The sequence below is a fragment of the Mesorhizobium sp. USDA 4132 genome, from assembly GCF_056279545.1.
On record NZ_JBWCCP010000001.1, the window covers coordinates 3112162 to 3127209 of the forward strand.

Sequence of the window (15048 nt, forward strand, 5' to 3'; positions counted from 1 at the left end):
TACCGCACATGCGGCTGAAGATTTCCCATACGACCGAATATCTCTACGACGAGCCGGTACCCTATTCGCTGCAGCGGCTCAGGCTGACCCCAACCGACGGCCCCGGCCAGAAAGTCATCAACTGGTCGATCACAGTCGACGGCGCCAAGATCGAGGCGGGTTATGCCGACCAGTTCGGCAACCGCGTCGAGCTGGTCTCCACCGAAGGCACCGAGCACACGATCCGCATCACCGCGTCCGGCGAGGTAGAGACCCAGGACCGCGCCGGCGTCTTCGGTCCGCACCAGGGTTTCTGTCCGCTCTGGCTGTTCCTGCGCGAGACGGCGCTGACCAAACCCGGCAAGCTCATCCGCGAGCTTACCAAAAGCCTCGAGGGCGACAGCGAGCTTGCCGGGATGCACGCGCTGATGGAGAAGATCCACGAGACCGTTGCCTATGTTCCGGGCGCGACCGGCACCGAGACGACCGCCGAACAGGCTCTGGAGGCAAGGACCGGCGTCTGCCAGGACCACACTCATATATTCATCGCTGCCGCCCGGCTGCTGGATATCCCGGCGCGCTACATTTCCGGCTACCTGCTGATGGAAGGCGAGACCGAACAGGCCGCTACCCACGCCTGGGCGGAAGTGCATCTGCCGGGCCTCGGCTGGGTCGGTTTCGACACGTCGAACAAGATCTGCCCGAACGACAGCTACGTGCGGGTCGCATCCGGCCTCTGCTACCGCGACTGCGCGCCCGTCTCCGGCATGCGCCTTGGTCCGGCCAGCGAAAACCTCAAGGTTTCGCTGACGGTGGCGCAAAGCCAAAGCCAAAGCCAGCAGGGCCAGACGCAATCCCAGGAGTGACAAACGCGCCAAGCCGAGGACGCCGTCCGGCATGGCAGGCGTTCTCGGCAGGCCGTAAGATCATCGATTCAGCCCGTCCTGCGGCACAACGGTTTGTTAACCGTGGACGGCGTTCCCGATTTCACAAGCAGTTCAAGGGTTGAAGATCCGGAAGGCGGCAATCTATGCTGCATTGCGGCATGGACTATTGCTGCCTACATTGCGCGGGGCTGCGGGTTACCGAAACGCATGGCAATGCCATGCCTGAATGAGGATACCAGATGCTTGAGACGTCCAAAACCAAGCCGCAGGATCTCGAATCCATCGCGCGCCATGGCGGAACTTTCCGGCGAATGGCCGCACGCCTGCCCACCTATTTCACCGACCTGCGGGAAAACCCGGCTTGGCTCCCCATGTTCCTTTTGGCCCGGACAATTCCGTTCAGGCGAGCCCATTGGCTGACTGCCCGGCGCGTCTCGAAGTCTGCGCCGATGGCAACATCGATGTTCGGCGATATCGAAGCCGATAAGGTTGCGGACGAACTCAGACGGAACGGGATCTTCACCGGCCTCATCCTTCCCGATCCGATTCGGCAGGAGATCGCCCGTTTTGCATCCGAAACCCCTTGCTTCGGCAACTTCGAGCGGAAACTCGAATTCCGGGCGGACGAACACGCGGAAGCGGAACGCCGATTCGGTCGAGCGATCCTGAGCGGCCACCATTTCGAAAGGATCGCCAGTTGCGAGGCGGCGGTCGCGGTGCAGCAGGATCCTCTTCTTCTGGATATTGCACGGCACTACCTGGGCGGTGAAGCCAAGCTGATCACCACGCGGACGTGGTGGAGCTTTCCCACTCAATCCGCTTCGGAGGCCGACCTCAGCCGTGCGTCGTTCAAGTTTCATTTCGATCTCGACGACTGGCGGATGCTGAAATTCTTTTTCTATCTGTCGAATGTCGATGAGGATGCGGGACCGCATGTCTATATGCGCGGCAGCCACAACAAGCGGCGTCTCAAGCATCAGTTGACCCTGCTCGTTGGACATCCGGCGGAAGAAGTGCTCGAATTTTACGGAGAGGAGAGCGCCGTCACCCTGACCGGCAAGGCGGGCTACGGGTTCGTCGAAGATCCCTTCGGCTTCCACATGGGGACGGTCGCAAAATATCACCCTCGGCTCATGATGGAAGTCGGGTTCGGCGTATCGAAACCCTCGAAGCGCAGATATCACGGCGAACCCGTCGTGCGCTGAGCGACCCTTCCGGCTCGATGAGCCCCGACGGGGCTCATCCCATCACACATCAATATGGCCGCAAGCTCGACGCCATCTCCGCATGGTCTAGTCCCGCCCCATAAAAGAGGTGGCGCATGCTGTTTGGGCAATCGGTCTTCCAGTCGGTGCTGACGCGGCTGAAGCAGGAGCACGGCGAAGACGACAGCGAAGAGGCAGGCACGGGCTTCCGCATCAAGGGGCTCGGCATGGGTTTCGTCGCGCCGACGGATGACGGTCCAGTGGCGACAGCAACCGGGACCGAAGCCTATTTCGCCTTCCTTCCCGATGTCGCCGAGATCGAAATCGAATCGATGCGGGCGGAAGATGAACCGCAAGAGCAGCCGGCGCCGCCGATCATTCCCGCCCATCTGCTGCGGCTGACGACCGAGGAGATCGCTGCGGAGCTTGCCATCACGGCTGCCGATACCGAGGCGACGCTTGCCGAGAAACGGCGGCATTTCGCCAAGGCCAACCATCCGGATGGCGTCGCCCCGGAATTCCGGGAAAATGCCAATACCCGCATGAAGACCGCCAACTTCCTGATCGACACGGCGATCAAGGGGCTCTTCTGGCGCTAGGAAAAAAGCTTAGTCCTGCGGGTCGTCGGCGGGCTTCTCGACCGGCGGCTTTTTCTTTTCGATGAACAGCTTGTAGCCGGCGTAAACACCCATGGCGCCGACGATGATCGCCCAGAAGGGTTCTCCGGCGACCAGTTCGAAAATCGCCCAGGCGGCACAGACCGCCGGGATCAATACCCGGCGCCAAAGCGGCTCGTAAAAGGGATGGTTCGGATCGATCATGGTCTTCACTCCCGGCCAGTCGTTTTGCCACCAGTCACTCGCAATCGGTCATTCCCCGGCGGCCTGCATGCTCTGGCGCGAACCGATGATATCCTGGTCGACGATCGAAAATGCAAGATTGAGATGCCCCTCGAACACCAGCGAGGGTTCGTCCGGCACGATGGTCAGGCCCGGCATGCCGCCGAGCCGCACCACATGCGTCTGCGCCAGTCCCTCCTCTATGCCCGCCTGCAGCAGATCCTGGTAGCGGGTGCCCGGACCGGTGATGAAGACCGGCATATGGCCATGCAGGCTGAGCAGCCGCGAGAGACCGTAGCCCAACGCGGCACCCGCATTGCGGAAGGCGAGCTGCGCCATGCGATTGCCTTGCCGGGCGCGGACGGCGATCTTGTCGATTTCGCTGACGGGCACGAATTTCGCAGGGATCGTATCCACCGGCACCTCGAAGGCGGCGCGCAGGATGGCGTAGAAACCGGCATAGGCCTCGACGCAGCCGCGCGCACCGCAGCGACAAAGCCCGCCGTTCGGCATGTGCAGCATGTGCCCGAAATTGGGCGCCGAGATTTCCGGAACCCCGCCGGCGACGCGGCGTGCGATCCCGAGCCCGATGCTGTGCCCGAGCGAAAGCGCCGCGAGAACCGGCTCACCGCCGCCTTGCGTCTTCACCTGGCGTTCGAGCAGTGCACTCGCCACCAGCAGCGTCTCGTTGTTGAGAATGACCTTGGCCTGCCAACCGTCTTTGAGCGCCGCAGCAAAATCGACGGGCTGGGAACCGAAGACGGGCGACCAGACAAGCACCGGATCGCTCGGATGCGCCAGTCCCTTGCTGCTGACCGAAACGAGCAGAACGCTGCCGCGATCGATGCGGGAACGTTCGACGGCCCGTTCGAGCCCCGCCGAGATGGCCGCGAGAAAGGCCGCCGTGCCGCCCTCCCCGCGCGGTTCGCTGAACCGGTCGAGCAACGTTCCGGCATAATCGACCAGCGAATACTGGATCATGTCCGACGAGATGATGACGGTGATGAGATAGCCGCAATTGCGCCGCTGGCTGAACAGCACGCGCGGCCGCCCACGGCCGACGGTCGCCTGCTGTTCGCTCTTTTCGATGATGCGGGCGCGTTCCAGATCCGCGGTGATCGAGGAGATCGTCGCCGACGCCAGCCCGGTGGCATCCGAGATTTCCGTATGCGCGAGCCGGCCATGGCGACGCAGCGCAGACAGCACGAGCGCGCTGTTCTGCTGCCGGACCAATTCCGTGCTCGATTTCGCCAGCATTCCGCCTGCCGCCTCCCTCACTCCATCTGTCGATACGGCAGTGCCTCTCCCTCCACAAGTGCCGATTGACAGCCCACGGAATCTCTGACATCTAATTTCTCGACTGTCGAGAAAAAAGCTTGGACGCTTTCTCCGGCAGATTATCTGGCGGGGGGAGAGCACGGAGGCTAGCGCCCATCCGCCGTCACTCGGGAGGACATTATGAGATCATTCGTAAAGCTGATGGCCGGCGCGGCCATCCTCGTTTCCATGCATTCCGCCACCATGGCGGCCAATCTCGTCGTCGGCGTTTCCTGGTCGAACTTCCAGGAAGAACGCTGGAAGACCGACGAAGCCGCGATCAAGAAGGCTCTTGAAGCCGCCGGCGCAAAATACATCTCGGCCGACGCCCAGTCGTCTGCCGCAAAGCAGCTTACCGACGTCGAATCGCTGATCTCCCAGGGTGCCAATGCCCTGATCGTTCTGGCGCAGGATTCGAGCGCCATCGGCCCTGCCGTCGAAAAGGCTGCAGCCGAAGGCATTCCGGTCGTCGGTTACGACCGCCTGATCGAAAACCCGGCCGCGTTCTACATCACCTTCGACAACAAGGAAGTCGGCCGCCTGCAGGCGCAGGGCGTCTTCAAGGCAAAGCCTGAAGGCAACTACGTCTTCATCAAGGGCTCTTCTTCCGATCCGAACGCCGACTTCCTGTTTGCCGGCCAGATGGAAGTGCTGAAGGCTGCAGTCGACGGCGGCAAGATCAAGAATGTCGGCGAAGCCTATACCGACGGCTGGAAGCCCGAAAACGCCCAGAAGAACATGGAACAGTTCCTGACCAAGAACAACAACAAGGTCGACGCGGTCGTCGCATCCAACGACGGCACTGCCGGCGGTGCGATCGCAGCGCTCGACGCCCAGGGGTTGGCAGGTTCGGTTCCGGTCTCCGGCCAGGACGCCGACAAGGCAGCCCTGAACCGCGTGGCTCTCGGCACCCAGACGGTTTCCGTCTGGAAGGACAGCCGAGAACTCGGCAAGAACGCCGCTGAAATCGCTCTGGCACTTGCCGGCGGCAAGAAGCTGACCGAGATCAAGGGCGTCCAGACCTTCGAAGGCGGTCCGAAGAAGGTGAAGATGCAGTCGGTCTTCCTGAAGCCGCAGGCAATCACCAAGGACAACCTCAACGTCGTCATCGAAGCAGGCTGGATCAGCAAGGCTGAAGCCTGCCAGGGCGTCAAGGCCGGCGCAGTGGCTGCCTGCAAGTAACGCATGGCTGTCCGCAGACGATAAACTCACCGACGCCGCAGCACTTCTGCCGCGGCGTCGGTTTTCGGCGTAAGATGGCGCGGCCGCACGAAGGATTACCCGGCGGCTGAACGTCGCGCAGGCGCGGTCCGGCTCGATTTTTGTCGAACCGCAGCGCCTCGCAAAAGTGGGGAACGGCAAAAAATGGCCGAGACGATACAGTCCACAACGAATTCCAAGACATCGGGAGCGGCAGGACAGGCGGAAGGCAGTTTCGTTGCCCGCTTCTTCCGCGCGACCGAGATCGACACACGCATGCTCGGCATGATTGGCGCGCTGCTGATCATCTGGGTCGGGTTCCATATCCTGACGGGCGGCCTTTTCCTGACGCCGCGCAACCTCTGGAACCTCTCGGTGCAGACCGCCTCGGTCGCCGTCATGGCGACCGGCATGGTGCTTGTCATCGTCACCCGCAACATCGACCTTTCGGTCGGCTCGATCCTCGGTTTCACCGGCATGGTCATGGGGGTGCTACAGGCAAGGCTTCTGCCGGAGCTGTTCGGCTTCAACCATCCGGCGATCTGGATCATCACCCTGGCCGGCGGCATCGCCATCGGAGCGCTGATCGGTACGCTGCAGGGCTCCATCATCGCCTTTCTCGGCGTGCCCTCGTTCATCGTGACGCTCGGCGGCCTGCTGATCTGGCGTGGCGCCACCTGGTTCGTGACGAGCGGCCAGACCGTTGCGCCGATGGACGTCAACTTCCGCCTGATGGGCGGCGGCACCGAAGGCTCGATCGGCGCCACCTGGAGCTGGATCGTCGGCATCATCGCCTGTCTCGCCATCATCGCGGCGATCATCAACGCCCGTCGCCAGCGCAAGCGCTTCTCCTTCCCGCGCCGGCCGATCTGGGCCGAATACGTGCTGGTCGCGCTCGGCTGCATCGTCGTGCTTGGCGCGGTCTCGATCGCCAATGATTATTACTGGCCGATCGCCATCGCCCGCCGTTACGCCGAGGCAAACAACATTGCCTGGCCGGAAGGTGGCCTGCTGATCTCCCAAGGCATCGCCATCCCGGTGCTGATGGCAATCGCGGTCGGCATCGTCATGACCTTCATTGCCACCCGCCTGCGCTTCGGCCGCTATGTCTTCGCGATCGGCGGCAATCCCGAAGCCGCGGAACTTGCGGGCATCAAAACCCGCTGGGTGACGGTCAAGATCTTCGCACTGATGGGTGTGCTCTGCGCCATCGCCGCGGCGATCTCCACCGCCCGCCTCAACGCCGCAACCAATGCGCAAGGGGAACTCGACGAACTCTACACGATCGCCGCAGCCGTGATCGGCGGCACCTCGCTTGCCGGTGGCATGGGCTCGATCGCCGGCGCCATGCTCGGCGCGCTCGTCATGCAGTCGCTTCAATCCGGCATGGTGCTGCTCGGTATCGACTCGCCGTTCCAGCGCATCGTCGTCGGCATGGTGCTCGTCACCGCCGTCTGGCTCGACACCGTCTATCGCTCTCGCGCCAAATAACAGGAGTTTTCATCGTGACGGAACAAACCACTCCGCTCGTGGAAATGAAGAACATTTCCATCTCCTTCGGCGGGATCCATGCTGTCGAGAATGCCTCGGTCGATCTTTTCCCCGGCGAGGTCGTGGCCCTGCTCGGCCATAACGGCGCCGGCAAGTCGACGCTGATCAAGATCCTATCGGGCGCCTACAAGCGCGACAACGGTGACATCATGATCAACGGCGAGACCGTTGACATCCGCAACCCGCGCGACGCCAAGAAATACGGCATCGAGACGATCTACCAGACGCTCGCCGTCGCCGACAATGTCGATGCCGCCGCCAACCTCTATCTCGGCCGCGAGCTGCAGACAAAATGGGGCACGCTCGACGATGTCGCCATGGAGGCCAGCGCCCGTGAGGTGATGGGCCGCCTCAACCCCAATTTCAAGCGGTTCAAGGAGCCTGTGAAAGCGCTTTCCGGCGGCCAACGGCAATCGGTGGCGATCGCCCGCGCGATCCTGTTCGACGCCCGCATCCTGATCATGGACGAGCCGACTGCAGCGCTCGGACCCCAGGAGACCGCGCAGGTGGGCGACCTCATCAAGCAGCTGAAGCGGGAAGGCATCGGCATCTTCCTGATCAGCCACGACATCCACGACGTCTTCGACCTCGCCGACCGCGTCTTCGTGATGAAGAACGGCAAGGTGGTCGGCCATGCCCGCACCGGGGACGTCACCAAGGACGAGGTGCTTGGCATGATCATCCTCGGCAAGGTGCCGCCCGGCGCCACGCCCGGCCCCGGCGCCATGAAGGTGGTGTGACTGCCAGACAGAATTGCGCCCGCCCTTTGAAGCCCGCCGCTGATCAGGGGTAGCGCAGAGGCGGAGCCGGGCTCTCTCCCGGTTCCGCCTTATCTCCTTCAAAAACAGATCGCGTCGCATCGATCGGCAGGCAGTCGACAGCCCTCTCCCCTGGAACTCCTCTCCTCCCCTGACGTTGGCTTTTGAAACCCCAACGTCGGAGGATCAAGAATGGCAGAAGAGCGCACTGCACAGGAAATTATCGAACATAGAGAACGACCGGCGAAGACAGCCAAACATCCGCCGGCCGGGCCGCATGACACGGAACACCTGATCGACAGGGAGAAGACGCCCGGCACCGGCTCGCTGGCTGAGCCCAATTCGAAAGAGGTGGATACCGGATCGGAGTGACCGGCTGCATTTTCAGGCTGATCGCGCCGCGGCGCACCCGCTGGATCCCGAGACACCCTGTTCTGCGACGCCTTGGCGCTTGCCCGCTACGGTACGGATCCGCTAACACCGCTTGAGACGATCAGAGCGAGCGAGCCGAGCGGGCATGGCGGACGAAACCATCACACTTTATGACGCGATCGGCGGGGACGCGACGGTCCGGGCGCTGGTGAAGCGCTTCTACGAGCTGATGGACACGCTGCCGGAAGCGGCCCATTGCCGCGCCGTTCATCCGCCGAGCCTCGAAGGCAGCGAGGCGAAACTCTACGATTATCTGACTGGCTATCTCGGCGGCCCGCCGGTCTATGTGGAAAAACACGGCCACCCGCGGCTGCGCTCGCGCCATTTCGGCGCAGCGATCGGGCCTCTCGAACGCGACGAATGGATGCTTTGTTTCCGCCGCGCCATGGACGAGACGATCGAAAATCCGAAACTGCGCGAGATCATCTGGCCTCCGATCGAGCGGCTTGCCTTCCATATGCAGAACAAGGAATAGGCCGTTGCAAAGACTCGACAATGTCAGGCCGTTGATTCTGTTTGTGAGCGGCCTGATGGGGGCTGCCGGCGTGGCGCTGGCGGCAGCCGCAAGCCACGGCGGCGACACGGCCTTCCTCGGCTCCGCCTCGACCATGTGCCTGGCGCATGCGCCGGTTCTGCTCGCGCTCTATCTCGGCCACCGGCATTTTCGCACGGCAACGCTTGCCGCACTGGTGCTGGGTCTCGGCACGATCATCTTTGCGGGCGACCTCGTCTCGCGCCACTACCTCGGCGACCGGCTGTTTCCGATTGCCGCGCCAGTGGGCGGATCGGGGATGATGTTGGGCTGGCTGATCGTGGCGTCCGGGGCGTTTTTCAGGGTGCGAGAGGTTTAGCACGCCCTTGTGCCGACTCGCCGACTCCCAACTAGGGGAGAAAAAGGAGGCGCGCTACCCGCGTACTCCCTCTTCTCCCCAGCGGGGAGAAGTGCCGAGCATAGCGAGGCGATGAGGGGGCCACGCGTTCGGCGTATCATATAGCTGCGCCCCCTCATCCGACCCTTCGGGCCACCTTCTCCCCGCTGGGGAGAAGAGGGAGTTCCTGATTGGTCCTACCGCTTGAACACCAGGACCTTTGCGCTTTCCACTTCGGCAACATCCATCGAGCGCGTCCGATCGACTTTCGGCAGCACCACCACATTGGTCATGTCCGCAGCCGCTTCGGCTCGCCTCGTCAGCAGCGCGTAAAGTTCCGGCACCAACCCGTCGCCGTTCTGTTCGGCGAGCTTGTGCAGGCCGATGAAAAGGCTGGTGTCACGACGTTCTTCGTTCATCATTGCGTTCCTTCATGGTCTGAAGCGCCCGCTCCAGACTGGATTTGGAGCCGTTGCGAAGCGGCACGAAGGCAACACCGAACTTCTTGCAGCCGGTCTTCACCCTCAGACACGCATCGTGGCTGATACAGTCGATGGGGCAGAAGACGCAGTCGACCGAGGGCAGCACGGTATCGATGCGGGAAACCGCCTCGCGCAAACCGCCGTCGTGGTGGATCAGTTCCGCGCCGAAATTGCTGGCGATCTCCCGCAGGTGAGCCACCTGACAATCACGGCCGCCGACATAGAGAAAGCTGCGGACGTCGGTGACAGCCGGTCCCCGCGTTTCCGCGCCTTTCGGTGCCGCGCCGGAATTGCTGCTCTTATGCTTCTGCTTCTTGGCCATATGCCCCTCGCCGCCGATTCTGCTGAACCGCAGTTCCTCGATGGCCGGCACCATATTAAAGTTGATTTTCAGAGTAAAGATTAAAGTGGACTATTTTTATCATGATATATCGGGCGCCCTGATATGGCCCCGCCATTTCCAAAAATTTACCGTTTGATAAATTTTTACGCTGTGGTACCTTTTGCTCAATAGTTGTCCATGAATCCATAAAAGAGGGAACTTAGGATGGAACGACTGGGAAACGGTCCGAAGGCCGGAATCGAGGCTGGCCGCCTCGCCGCTGCCGACTATGAGGCGAATTTTGCCGATCTCCACCCGCGTCTCGACAGGCACGAGGCGCTGGTCGAATCCGATCGCTGTTATTTCTGCTACGACGCGCCGTGCATGACGGCCTGTCCCACCTCCATCGATATTCCGCTGTTCATAAGGCAGATACAGACGGGCAATCCGATCGGTTCGGCAAAGACCATCTTCGACCAGAATATTCTGGGCGGCATGTGCGCCCGGGTCTGTCCCACCGAAACGCTCTGCGAACAGGCCTGCGTGCGCAACACGGCCGAGGACAAGCCGGTCGAGATCGGCAAGCTGCAGCGTTATTCCACCGACATCGCCATGGAACAGGGCCGGCAGTTTTATAGCCGCAAGGCTCCGACCGGCAAGACGATCGCCGTGGTCGGCGCAGGCCCCGCCGGCCTTGCCGCCGCGCACCGGCTTGCCATGCACGGCCATTCCGTCACCGTTCTCGAAGCACGAGAAAAGGCCGGCGGCCTCAACGAATACGGCATCGCCACCTATAAGGCTGTCGATGATTTCGCCGCCCGCGAAGTCGATTACGTCACTGCGATCGGCGGCATTGAGATTGTCAATGGTCAGGCGCTCGGCCGGGATTTCTCGCTGTCCGACCTCTCCGCCAAATATGACGCGGTCTTCCTCGGCATGGGTCTTGCCGGCGTCAACGGCCTCGGCATCGAGGGCGAGGCGCTCGCGGGCGTCGAGGACGCGGTTGATTTCATCGCCGCGCTTCGCCAGGCAAAGGACAAGAGCGTGCTGCCGATCGGGCCGGCGCGTCGTCGTCCTCGGCGGCGGCATGACCGCCATCGACGCCGCCATCCAGTCAAAACTGCTCGGCGCCGAGGAGGTGACGATCTGCTATCGCCGCGGCAAGGAGAACATGAACGCCTCCCCTTACGAGCAGGATCTGGCGACCGCCAACGGCGTCATCATCCGCCACTGGCTGGCACCAAAATCGATCATCGGCAAGGACGGCAAGGTCGCCGGCATCGAGGTGGAATATACCGCAATGCGTGATGGCAAGCTGATCGGCACCGGTGAGACCGGCGTCATCGCCGCCGACCAGATTTTTAAGGCGATCGGCCAGACCTTCTCCGCCTCGGGCCTCGGCGCGCTGCAGTTCGAAAAGGGCAAGATCGTCGTCGATCCGGAAGGCCGCACTTCGATCGAGGGCGTCTGGGCCGGCGGCGACTGCATCGGCACCGGCGAGGACCTGACCGTCTCGGCGGTCGCGCAAGGACGCGACGCCGCAGAAAGCATCGTAGAAGCCCTGGCCGCCGCAGCGCAGCCGGCAACCGCAGTGGCTTGAGGGGAGAACTAATATGGCTGATATCCGCAACAATTTCGTCGGCATCAAATCCCCCAACCCGTTCTGGCTGGCGTCCGCGCCGCCGACCGACAAAGCCTACAATGTCGAGCGCGCCTTCAAGGCAGGCTGGGGCGGCGTGGTGTGGAAGACGCTCGGCGAGGAAGGTCCGCCGGTCGTCAACGTCAACGGGCCGCGCTACGGCGCGATCTGGGGCGCCGACCGCCGCCTGCTCGGCCTGAACAATATCGAACTGATCACCGACCGCGACCTCTACACCAACCTTCGTGAAATGAAGGAAGTGAAGAAGAACTGGCCGGACCGGGCGATTGTCGCCTCGATCATGGTTCCTTGCGAGGAACAGGCCTGGAAGGCGATCCTGCCGCTGGTGGAAGAGACTGAAGTGGACGGCATCGAGCTCAATTTCGGCTGTCCGCACGGCATGTCCGAGCGCGGCATGGGCTCCGCGGTCGGCCAGGTGCCGGAATATATCGAAATGGTAGTGCGCTGGTGCAAGCAGTATACCCGCATGCCAGTCATCACCAAGTTGACGCCTAACATCAGCGATATCCGCCACCCTGCCCGCGCCGCCAAGCGCGGCGGCACGGACGCGGTGTCGCTGATCAACACGATCTCGTCGATCATCTCCGTCGATCTCGACACCTTCTCGCCCAACCCGTCGGTCGGCGGCAAGGGCAGCCATGGCGGTTATTGCGGCCCGGCGGTCAAGCCGATCGCGCTCAACATGGTCGCCGAAATCGCCCGCGATCCGGAGACCTACGGCCTGCCGATCTCCGGCATCGGCGGCATCACCACCTGGCGGGACGCGGCGGAGTTTCTGGCGCTCGGGGCCGGCAATGTGCAGGTCTGCACTGCGGCGATGACCTACGGCTTCAAGATCGTTGAGGAAATGATCACCGGCCTTTCCGACTGGATGGACGAGAAGGGCCACCAGTCGCTTGACGACATCATCTGTCGCGCGGTCCCCAACGTCACCGACTGGCAGTATCTCAACCTCAACTACATCGCCAAGGCGCATATCGACCAGGACGCCTGCATCAAGTGCGGCCGCTGCCACATCGCCTGCGAGGACACCTCCCACCAGGCGATCACCAGCATGGTCGACGGCGTGCGCCATTTCGAGGTGATGGAAGAGGAATGCGTCGGCTGCAATCTCTGCGTCAACGTCTGTCCCGTCGAGAACTGCATCACCATGGAAGCCCTGCCCGCCGGCGATCTCGACAAGCGCACCGGCAAGGTGGTCGATCCGACTTACGCCAACTGGACGCAGCATCCCAACAACCCGATGGCAAGGCAGGCCGCGGAGTAAGATGGCAGGGAGACAGGAGGGCGGCCCGGCCGCCTTCCCTTTTACGCCACTTCTGAAAACTGATCCCAGGCGCGCAACGTGTCGGCTGCATACATCAGCGCGGGCCCGCCGCCCATATAGGCGCCCATCGCCGCCACTTCGGCAATCTCCTGCCGCGTAGCACCGAGTCCGTGTAACGCCTTGGTATGGAAGCCGATACAGCCATCGCACCGCTGGGTGATACCGATCGCGAGCGCAATCAGTTCCTTCGTCTTCCTGTCCAGCGCGCCATCGGCACCGGCCCCCTTCGACAAAGCGTAGAACCCTTGCATCGCGTCGGGCGTCAGCTTCCGCATCTCGGCGGTGTAAGCGGATATGTCCCTGGTGATCTGGCGATAGTCTTTCGTCATTCAGGTCTCCTGCAATCTTTACAGTTCATGTTTTTATGATATAAGAAAAACATGAACTGTAAAGGCCACCCATGGACCTGACTGACGAAATGCCCGTGAAGGCCGAGGAGGTGGCGAACTTCCTCAAGGGCCTGGCCAATTCCCACCGGCTGCTGGTGCTCTGTGCGCTGGCGGAGGGCGAGCGCAATGTCGCTCAGCTGATCGAGGCGACCGGCATCGCGCCAACCTCGATGTCACAGCATCTGGCCAAGCTGAAGGAAGAAGGCATCGTCGACTTCCGGCGGGAACACCGCACGCTTTTCTATTTCATCGTCCATCCGGCCGTCAGCGAACTGATGGGCATCCTCTACCGGCATTTCTGCAAGGGAAAATAAGATGAACACCGAAACCACGAGGACCGTATCCGCAACGCAGGCCGCCGACTGGCTTGCCGCGGGCGATGCGATCCTGATCGACGTACGCGAGCCGGACGAGTTCCGGGCCGAGCATATTGCCGCGGCCGCCTCGCTGCCTCTTGGTACCGTGGGCGACCTGCGGCAGAACCTGAAGGTCCCGGAAAACCGAAGGATCGTTGTGCATTGCCTGAAAGGCGGCCGCGGCGAACAGGCCTGCCGTAAACTCGAGGATATCTTGCCGGCTCACCGGATCTACAATCTCGAAGGCGGCATCACCGCATGGAAACAGGCAGGTTTGCCCGTCGTCGGGCTCGCCACAGGTAAAGGTGGGCCATCGATCTTTCTCCAGGTGCAGATGATCGTCGGCAGCCTCGTGCTGCTTTCCGTGGCTCTTGGCTTTCTTGGCCTGACACCTGCCTTTGCGCTGGCCGGATTTTTCGGCTTCATGCTTGCCTTTGCGGGCTTCAGCGGCTGGTGCGGCCTCGCTCTCCTGCTTCAGCGCATGCCTTGGAACCGGGCGGCCTAGCGCGAACCGGGAAGAGGCGGGGTGTTTCTCGGCGTTCTGGTTCTGGCGCTCCTGATCAGCAAGGCCATGCGATCGCGTGCGAGGGCGGCTTTGTCCAGTTTGAGGTGCTCGCTGAATTCCACCGGGCCGTGTTCCGGCGTCTTCAGAAGGCAGCGGTAGTGCATGCCTCCCTCGCCGTCGCTTTCCGCGTCGATGGTCGGAGCCGGCAGGCGATCGGGATCGATTCGCTCCTCGTCATGGGTCCAGGGCCAGCGGCGAATGACGATCCAGCTGCCGTCGCTCTTCTGCCGGACCGAGACGATCGGCCGTGTGAGTGCTCCGAATGCCAGCCAGCAGCCGAGGCCCCAGAAAAAAGCGATAGTGAGAGCCCTGAACGGTTCCTGGGAGATGCCGCTGTCACGGAGGAAAACCCAGGTCATCAGCACAAGAATGGCGAACCAGGCGACAATGAAGAGCCAGCCATACAGTGGTCGCAGGTTCCTAAAAAGCAGTCTCTCCATGGGTTTCACCTCCCAAGACTTCTTTCGGTCCACAATCATAACACAACGCCTGCAATATGCGAATTATCTAAAGAATGAGTACGGAAACAAAGAGGCCCGGCGGGTTGGCCGGGCCTTCTTCGTACTGGATGCCTGCAATGAGTTCAGGGGCGATCAGTTCGGGCGGTTTGCGCCGTCGAAATAGTCGCCGCTGTTGACGTCGGCCTGAATGTTGGCCTTCCGGGCTTCGACCTTCTGGCCGATGCTTCCGGTCTGGACCTGATCGACGGTGGCGGAAGCCTTGGAAACGCCTTCGTAATAGTCGCCTTCAGCGAGGGCGACGGAAGCGAACGAGGCCGAAGCGATGAGAGCTGCAGCGATAGCGGAAGTGATCCTGGTCATTGTGGTAGTCCTTTCAGAGTGTTCCGCGGCTCACGAGTTTGCGACCTGGCCTGCGGATTGTTTGTTTCGGTATCTTGAGTGAGCTGCAG

Annotated in this window: 19 protein-coding genes and 1 pseudogene; 13 read left to right on the forward strand and 7 right to left on the reverse strand. The window is 62.1% G+C overall.

Annotated elements, in window-relative coordinates; genetic code table 11:
- Positions 1-8 precede the first annotated feature (8 nt).
- From ACZ9IU_RS15890 to ACZ9IU_RS15900, 3 genes are all read left to right on the forward strand, one after another.
- Positions 9-845 (forward strand): transglutaminase family protein, encoded by an 837-nt coding sequence (locus ACZ9IU_RS15890; RefSeq protein ID WP_038544487.1) that lies wholly within the window; start codon positions 9-11, stop codon positions 843-845.
- 260 nt (positions 846-1105) lie between these two features.
- Complete coding sequence (locus ACZ9IU_RS15895) at positions 1106-2071, forward strand: hypothetical protein (RefSeq protein ID WP_038544489.1); 966 nt, start codon at positions 1106-1108, stop codon at positions 2069-2071.
- A 116-nt stretch (positions 2072-2187) separates the two neighbouring features.
- Positions 2188-2670, forward strand: coding sequence for a hypothetical protein (locus ACZ9IU_RS15900; protein ID WP_038544492.1), 483 nt, complete (start codon positions 2188-2190; stop codon positions 2668-2670).
- Between the two features lie 9 nt (positions 2671-2679).
- Here the strand turns inward: ACZ9IU_RS15900 and ACZ9IU_RS15905 are convergent, their stop codons facing one another.
- Positions 2680-2892 (reverse strand): hypothetical protein, encoded by a 213-nt coding sequence (locus ACZ9IU_RS15905; protein WP_038544494.1) that lies wholly within the window; start codon positions 2890-2892, stop codon positions 2680-2682.
- 48 nt (positions 2893-2940) lie between these two features.
- Positions 2941-4167 (reverse strand): ROK family transcriptional regulator, encoded by a 1227-nt coding sequence (locus ACZ9IU_RS15910; protein WP_038544495.1) that lies wholly within the window; start codon positions 4165-4167, stop codon positions 2941-2943.
- Positions 4168-4368: 201 nt separating this feature from the next.
- On the opposite strand from ACZ9IU_RS15910, the gene xylF reads away from it, so the two are divergent.
- The 6 genes from xylF to ACZ9IU_RS15940 all read left to right on the forward strand — a co-directional run bounded on the left by xylF (position 4369) and on the right by ACZ9IU_RS15940 (position 9019).
- On the forward strand, positions 4369-5409 hold the full coding sequence (xylF, locus tag ACZ9IU_RS15915) for a D-xylose ABC transporter substrate-binding protein (protein WP_038544498.1): 1041 nt from the start codon (positions 4369-4371) through the stop codon (positions 5407-5409).
- A 183-nt stretch (positions 5410-5592) separates the two neighbouring features.
- Entirely contained in the window at positions 5593-6918 is a 1326-nt protein-coding gene (locus ACZ9IU_RS15920; RefSeq protein WP_038544499.1) for a sugar ABC transporter permease, read from the forward strand.
- A gap of 14 nt (positions 6919-6932) precedes the next feature.
- Positions 6933-7718, forward strand: a complete 786-nt coding sequence (locus tag ACZ9IU_RS15925) for an ATP-binding cassette domain-containing protein (protein ID WP_038544501.1) — start codon at positions 6933-6935, stop codon at positions 7716-7718.
- A 210-nt stretch (positions 7719-7928) separates the two neighbouring features.
- Entirely contained in the window at positions 7929-8108 is a 180-nt protein-coding gene (locus ACZ9IU_RS15930) for a hypothetical protein (RefSeq protein WP_038544503.1), read from the forward strand.
- A gap of 145 nt (positions 8109-8253) precedes the next feature.
- Positions 8254-8643 carry a group II truncated hemoglobin gene (locus ACZ9IU_RS15935; RefSeq protein ID WP_038544505.1) on the forward strand — a complete coding sequence of 130 codons (390 nt, stop codon included), beginning with the start codon at positions 8254-8256 and terminating at the stop codon, positions 8641-8643.
- 55 nt (positions 8644-8698) lie between these two features.
- Positions 8699-9019, forward strand: a complete 321-nt coding sequence (locus ACZ9IU_RS15940; protein ID WP_051900141.1) for a DUF423 domain-containing protein — start codon at positions 8699-8701, stop codon at positions 9017-9019.
- A 215-nt stretch (positions 9020-9234) separates the two neighbouring features.
- Here the strand turns inward: ACZ9IU_RS15940 and ACZ9IU_RS15945 are convergent, their stop codons facing one another.
- Positions 9235-9456 carry a hypothetical protein gene (locus ACZ9IU_RS15945; protein WP_038544508.1) on the reverse strand — a complete coding sequence of 74 codons (222 nt, stop codon included), beginning with the start codon at positions 9454-9456 and terminating at the stop codon, positions 9235-9237.
- Positions 9437-9841: a DUF2325 domain-containing protein gene (locus ACZ9IU_RS15950; protein ID WP_038549512.1), complete on the reverse strand. Its 405-nt coding sequence runs from the start codon at positions 9839-9841 to the stop codon at positions 9437-9439. The genes ACZ9IU_RS15945 and ACZ9IU_RS15950 overlap by 20 nt, the downstream gene beginning before the upstream one ends.
- Positions 9842-10066: 225 nt before the next feature.
- Here ACZ9IU_RS15950 and ACZ9IU_RS15955 point away from each other — a divergent pair.
- A pseudogene (locus tag ACZ9IU_RS15955) lies at positions 10067-11441 on the forward strand (NAD(P)-dependent oxidoreductase).
- Positions 11442-11454: 13 nt separating this feature from the next.
- Positions 11455-12768: an NAD-dependent dihydropyrimidine dehydrogenase subunit PreA gene (preA, locus tag ACZ9IU_RS15960; RefSeq protein ID WP_038544512.1), complete on the forward strand. Its 1314-nt coding sequence runs from the start codon at positions 11455-11457 to the stop codon at positions 12766-12768.
- 41 nt (positions 12769-12809) lie between these two features.
- On the opposite strand, the gene ACZ9IU_RS15965 is transcribed toward preA, so the two are convergent.
- Positions 12810-13157: a carboxymuconolactone decarboxylase family protein gene (locus ACZ9IU_RS15965; protein WP_038544514.1), complete on the reverse strand. Its 348-nt coding sequence runs from the start codon at positions 13155-13157 to the stop codon at positions 12810-12812.
- 71 nt (positions 13158-13228) lie between these two features.
- Here ACZ9IU_RS15965 and ACZ9IU_RS15970 point away from each other — a divergent pair, with 71 nt between their 5' ends.
- Together ACZ9IU_RS15970 and ACZ9IU_RS15975 are read left to right on the forward strand one after the other, a co-directional pair.
- Entirely contained in the window at positions 13229-13531 is a 303-nt protein-coding gene (locus ACZ9IU_RS15970) for an ArsR/SmtB family transcription factor (protein ID WP_038544516.1), read from the forward strand.
- 1 nt (position 13532) lies between these two features.
- A complete protein-coding gene (locus ACZ9IU_RS15975) occupies positions 13533-14078 on the forward strand; it encodes a rhodanese-like domain-containing protein (RefSeq protein WP_038544517.1) in 546 nt (181 codons plus the stop codon).
- On the opposite strand, the gene ACZ9IU_RS15980 is transcribed toward ACZ9IU_RS15975, so the two are convergent.
- Both ACZ9IU_RS15980 and ACZ9IU_RS15985 read right to left on the reverse strand, forming a co-directional pair.
- Positions 14075-14578, reverse strand: coding sequence for a hypothetical protein (locus ACZ9IU_RS15980; protein WP_038544519.1), 504 nt, complete (start codon positions 14576-14578; stop codon positions 14075-14077). The two genes, ACZ9IU_RS15975 and ACZ9IU_RS15980, sit on opposite strands and share 4 nt — an antisense overlap.
- 153 nt (positions 14579-14731) lie before the next feature.
- Positions 14732-14959: a hypothetical protein gene (locus ACZ9IU_RS15985; RefSeq protein ID WP_038544522.1), complete on the reverse strand. Its 228-nt coding sequence runs from the start codon at positions 14957-14959 to the stop codon at positions 14732-14734.
- Positions 14960-15048: the final 89 nt, after the last annotated feature.